The sequence below is a fragment of the Chitinimonas sp. genome (assembly GCF_041904975.1).
Taxonomy (GTDB): Bacteria; Pseudomonadota; Gammaproteobacteria; order Burkholderiales; family Chitinimonadaceae; genus Chitinimonas.
The window spans coordinates 1-2,748 of record NZ_JAYRLZ010000398.1; the positions used below are offsets into that span (position 1 = coordinate 1).

4 protein-coding genes are annotated in these 2,748 nt (G+C 61.9%); all 4 read right to left on the minus strand.

Annotated elements, in window-relative coordinates; all coding sequences use genetic code 11:
• A partial coding sequence (locus ACE3OH_RS21375; RefSeq protein ID WP_374358017.1) for a serine/threonine-protein kinase occupies positions 1-574 on the minus strand: 574 nt, incomplete at its 3' end.
• Between the two features lie 56 nt (positions 575-630).
• Positions 631-1,410, minus strand: coding sequence for a ThiF family adenylyltransferase (locus ACE3OH_RS21380; RefSeq protein ID WP_374358022.1), 780 nt, complete (start codon positions 1,408-1,410; stop codon positions 631-633).
• An 80-nt stretch (positions 1,411-1,490) separates the two neighbouring features.
• Positions 1,491-1,994, minus strand: a complete 504-nt coding sequence (locus ACE3OH_RS21385; protein ID WP_374358025.1) for a GAF domain-containing protein — start codon at positions 1,992-1,994, stop codon at positions 1,491-1,493.
• A 102-nt stretch (positions 1,995-2,096) separates the two neighbouring features.
• Positions 2,097-2,748 (minus strand): S41 family peptidase (locus ACE3OH_RS21390; RefSeq protein WP_374358028.1); only part of this gene is annotated, 652 nt, incomplete at its 5' end.

A 2,748-nucleotide genomic window follows, 5' to 3' on the forward strand; every position in this document is an offset into this window, starting at 1 on the left:
GGGTGACTTCTTCCTCGCGCACCTGCTCGGGCGACATATAGGCTGGCGAGCCGACAAAGCCATGCAGCTGGGTTTGCTGGGAATTGACGGCAATGGCGGCGCCGAAGTCGGTGACCTTGACGCCGCCGAGCTTGGGCCGCAACAGATTGGCCGGCTTGAGATCGCGGTGCACCAGGCCAAGACGTTGCGCATAGTCCAGCGCATTGCAGCATTTGAATGCCAAGTCGAACACCTCGCCGACCGGCAGCAGGTTATCGGCGCTGACATGGTTATCCAGCGCCCGACCCTCGACATATTCCATCACCACATAGGGGCGCTCGGCATCGATATCGGCGTCGAGCATGCCTACCAGATGCGGATGGCGCAGCCGGCCGACCAGGCTGGCTTCATTGCGCAGAAACTGCCGGAAGCGCCGCGCCTGCGGGCTATCTTGCAACAGGCTGGCATGAGCCAGTTTCAGCGCCACCGCGCCGCCAGCAAAGCCATCGCGCGCCAGGTACACCACGCCGGTGGCGCCACGACCAAGCTCGCGCTCGATCCGGTATTTGCCGATTTTGTCTGGGATATCGTTCACAGCTCTGTCCAATACAATGCGCGGCGTCGCGCGATGGGGTTCGGTCCGGGCCAGCGTCACGAGCCGGCTCCGCTGGCGCACACCGGGCAGGCCGGGTCACGTCGGAAACGCAGATTACGCCATTGCTGGCTGCGCATATCCACCGTGGTCAGCAACCCCAGCGGGATGCCCGGCATGCCGATCAATAACTTGAGCGCCTCGGCCGCCTGCAGCGCACCGATCACCCCGACCAGTGGCGCAAACACGCCGAAAGTGGCGCAGGGGCCGTCGCTGGCCTCACCCGCCTCGTCAAACAGGCAACGGTAGCATGGGCTATCGGCCTGCCGCGTATCAAACACGGCAAACTGGCCATCAAAACGCACCGCGGCGCCAGACACCAGCGGCTTCTTGAGTGCGACGCAGGCGCGGTTCACCGCGTGGCGGGTCGGAAAGTTATCCGAGCAATCAAGCACCACATCGGCCTTCGCTACGGCAGCCAGTAGCGCCTCGCCAGCCAAGCGCTGTGGCAAGGTGAGTACGTCTACCTGCGGATTGATCGTCGCCAAGGTCTGCTTTGCCGATTCAACCTTGAGCTGACCGAGGCTTTCCTGGCGGTGCACAATCTGCCGCTGCAGATTGCTCAGCTCCACCGTATCGGCATCGGCAATCAGCAGGCGCCCTACCCCGGCCGATGCCAGATACAACGCAGCAGGAGAGCCGAGGCCGCCGGCGCCGACAATCAGCGCGCTGGCGGCGGCAAGCCGCTGCTGCCCTTCGATGCCGATCTCGTCGAGCAGGATATGCCGGCTATAGCGCAGCAATTCATCGTCGGTAAAGTCGCGGCCAATCGCAGCCATGCTGCTCCTCCTGGAAAAACAACGCCGCCTGGCAGGCGGCGAATGATCTTACCGGGATTGGGCGCAAGGTGGCAGCGATCTCAGGGAAACTTCTTCAAAGCGAGGCCAATGGTTGCTGCGCCCTGTTGCAGATATTGCAGATCCTGTTGGGTCCAGTCATGTTCATGGGCGGTCTGCTCGCAACTGAGCACGCCTACCAGGCTGCCGGCCACATCGATCACTACATCGAGCCGGGAGTAGATATTGAGTGGCTCCAGGTAACCTTCGGAAAAGCAGGCGGTGGCGGGATGCTGCCTGGCATTGGGCGCCACCAGAATGCGGCCTTCACGCATCGACTCGAAATAGGGCTGGAAATCGTCTTCGTGCAGCACCATGCCGCTGGTCCATTGGCCATCACCGGCGTCGTAAAGGGTTTCGCACACCAGGCTGTCTTGCAGCGCCCCCTGGTAGAACCAGATGCCGGCGCGGCTGGCTGCGATCTCCTGTACCAGCGCACGGGCGAGCATCTGCATGAACTTGTAGCGGTCCAGCTTGCCCTCGCCTATCAGCTTGAACAGGTTCAGTAAGAGGCTAGCGTCGTGCATCGTGCATTCTCCCAGTCAGCATGAACCGTTATAGGTGCTCGGGCCCAGAAAAGCGAAACCCGCCAGTGGCGGGTGTTCGCTTTGTCAATCAAGGGCTTGCCATCAGGATGCCGGGGTGTTGTTACGGACTATCACCTGCTGCACCTTCAATACATTGAGTGCCTGTTGCAGCTGGAAGTCTTTCTTCACCGAAATCTCGCCCGGGCGCAGCGGCGTGTCGGCATCATCTTCTGCCTTGTCGGACTGCGGCTTGCCATCCTTGGTTTTGCCGTCCTTGGCCGGGCGCTGCGTCTTGCCCGCATCAAGCTTGGCCTCTGGCTGATCGGCCTTGGCTTCGTCCGGCTTGGCCTCGCCCTGCGGATTGCTCAGGTGGTGTTCCAGATCCGCCTCACGCACGCGCAGCGCTTCGCGATTCACGCCGTTGACGGTGGTTTCGGCGGCTTCGACATCCGGCACAATGCCCTTGGCCTGGATGGAGCGGCCATTCGGGGTGAAGTAGCGGGCGGTGGTCAGCTTGATGGCGGCATCCTTGCTCACCGGCAAAATGGTTTGCACCGAGCCCTTTCCGAAAGTCTTGGTCCCCACCAGCACCGCACGCTTCTGGTCTTGCAAGGCACCAGCAACGATTTCGGAAGCCGATGCGGAACCGGCATTGACCAGCACCACCAGCGGCACCGTCTTCAAGCCCTTGGGCAGTTCCTTGACCGCCTTGGCGTAGTAGTCTTTCGACGCGCTCATCTTGATCTTGGAATCG

Excerpts from the sequence above, each read along its gene's own strand:
- ACE3OH_RS21385 (WP_374358025.1), bottom strand. The coding sequence starts at position 1,994 with ATGCACGACGCTAGCCTCTTACTGAACCTGTTCAAGCTGATAGGCGAG.
- ACE3OH_RS21380 (WP_374358022.1), bottom strand. The coding sequence starts at position 1,410 with ATGGCTGCGATTGGCCGCGACTTTACCGACGATGAATTGCTGCGCTAT.